A 673-nucleotide genomic window follows, 5' to 3' on the forward strand; every position below is an offset into this window, starting at 1 on the left:
TTGGATCTACGTCAAGTTTTTGGACACAAAAAGATTAAGTTTTTTTGCACAACAACCATTCATGGATTGTTCCACGTCCCAAGTAGATTGTCAAAGTGAAAAGATCCTTTGACAATCTACTTGGGACGTGGAGAAATAAACCCATGGCTGTTGTGCCAAAAAAATGTGAAGGGGGAAGTGTTCTGTACCCCATGTTTTACGCTGCTATTCGGCACATTTTTTCGTATTCATCCGGTGTCAAATAACCAATGCTTCCATGAATTCGTTTGCGATTATACCAACCTTCGATGAATTGAAATAACGCAATTCTCGCTGTCTCAAAGCTTTCGTATTTGGTTAGATACACTTCTTCTTTTTTCAATATGGCATGAAAAGATTCAATACAAGCGTTGTCATATGGACATCCTTTTCGACTAAATGACGGAACCATTTCATGTTTTTTTAGTAGTTTTTGAAAGGCTTCACTTGTATATTGTGTTCCTAAATCTGTATGCACGATAAGACCGGGATCGGGCTTTTGATCTTGAATCGCATTCTGAAGTGCTTCCAGCACAATTTCTGTTGTCATGGTACGAGAGAATTTATATCCGACCACTTTTTTTGTATGTAAATCAAGAACGGACGCTAGATAACACCAACCATCACGAAGCGTATGGACATATGTAATATCAGC

The 673-nt window shown here is 38.3% G+C and carries 1 protein-coding gene; it reads right to left on the reverse strand.

The window, feature by feature from the left end:
* Nucleotides 1-196: 196 nt before the first annotated feature.
* Nucleotides 197-673 (reverse strand): IS3 family transposase (locus KM885_RS17780; RefSeq protein WP_216884346.1); only part of this gene is annotated, 477 nt, incomplete at its 5' end.

Source organism: Oceanobacillus caeni, assembly GCF_019037185.1.
Classification (GTDB): domain Bacteria; phylum Bacillota; class Bacilli; order Bacillales; family Amphibacillaceae; genus Oceanobacillus; species Oceanobacillus caeni.